This is a genomic window from Streptomyces lushanensis (genome assembly GCF_001700515.1).
GTDB classification, from domain to species: Bacteria; Actinomycetota; Actinomycetes; order Streptomycetales; family Streptomycetaceae; genus Streptomyces; species Streptomyces lushanensis.
The window spans coordinates 1-1,468 of sequence record NZ_MAUD01000662.1 but is presented as its reverse complement, the minus strand read 5'-3'; the positions used below and the strand labels follow the sequence as shown (position 1 = coordinate 1,468).

Sequence of the window (1,468 nt, the reverse complement as noted above, 5' to 3'; positions counted from 1 at the left end):
CCCCGGCAACCCCGCCCCGCAACGATCCCGACACCGGCCGGACGTAACGTTGCCACAGAGGCGTGGGAGAATTGAATACTGTAGACAGTCGACACTTAGGCTCAAGGAGAGCGTGATGGCCAGCAAGCCGCCAGCAGGTGATCCGGCACAGGACTCGCCGCGGGTAACGGCCCCCAAACACGCCGCGGCGGGAATCCCCGCCGTCGCGCATTCACTCCTCATCTCACACCAGCAGATGGGCGTGCGCAGGACCGCACGGACGCTCCTCAAGGTCAACCAGAAGAACGGCTTCGACTGCCCGGGCTGCGCCTGGCCCGAGGGCGACCACCGGCACACCGCGGAGTTCTGCGAGAACGGCGCCAAGGCGGTCGCGGAGGAGGCCACCGTGCGCCGTGTCACCCCCGACTTCTTCGCCGCGCACCCGCTGTCCGACCTCGCCGCCCGCAGCGGCTACTGGCTGGGGCAGCAGGGCCGGATCACCCAGCCGATGCTGCTGGACACCGCCGAGGACCCCGAGCACTACAGACCCGTGAGCTGGGAACGGGCCTTCGCGGTCATCGCCGAGGAACTGACCGCGCTCGGCTCGCCCGACGAGGCGCTCTTCTACACCTCGGGCCGCACCAGCAACGAGGCCGCGTTCCTGCTCCAGCTCTTCGCCCGCGAGTACGGCACGAACAATCTGCCGGACTGCTCCAACATGTGCCACGAGTCCTCCGGCTCCGCGCTCGTGGAGACCATCGGCATCGGCAAGGGCAGTGTCTCCCTGGAGGATCTGCACCAGGCGGACCTGATCATCGTCGCCGGCCAGAACCCGGGCACCAACCATCCGCGGATGCTCTCGGCGCTGGAGAAGGCCAAGACCGCGGGCGCGAAGATCATCTCGGTCAATCCGCTGCCCGAGGCCGGCCTGGAGCGGTTCAAGAACCCGCAGACCCCCCTGGGCATGGTCAAGGGCGCCGCGCTCACCGACCTCTTCCTCAAGATCAGGATCGGCGGCGACCAGGCCCTCTTCCGGCTGCTGAACAAGCTGATCCTCCGGACGCCCGGCGCGGTCGACGAAGCCTTCATCCGTGAACACACCCACGGGTACGAGGAGTTCAGCGCCGCCGCCGACGCCGCCGACTGGGACGAGACCCTGACCGCCACCGGTCTGGAGCGCGCCGAGATCGAGGAGGCACTCGCCCTCGTCCTCGCCTCGCGGCGCACCATCGTCTGCTGGGCGATGGGCCTGACCCAGCACAAGCACTCCGTGCCGACCATCCGCGAAGTCGTCAACTTCCTGCTGCTGCGCGGCAACATCGGCCGCCCCGGCGCCGGCGTCTGCCCGGTGCGCGGCCACTCCAACGTCCAGGGCGACCGCACCATGGGCATCTTCGAACGCCCGAGTGACGACTTCCTCGACGCCCTGGACCTCGAGTTCGCCATCACCTCGCCGCGCCACCACGGCTACGACGTCGTACGGTCCATA

At 68.7% G+C, this 1,468-nt stretch carries 1 protein-coding gene; it reads left to right on the top strand.

The window, feature by feature from the left end:
• Positions 1 to 115: 115 nt before the first annotated feature.
• Positions 116 to 1,468 (top strand): molybdopterin-dependent oxidoreductase (locus BFF77_RS32210; protein WP_169922762.1); only part of this gene is annotated, 1,353 nt, incomplete at its 3' end.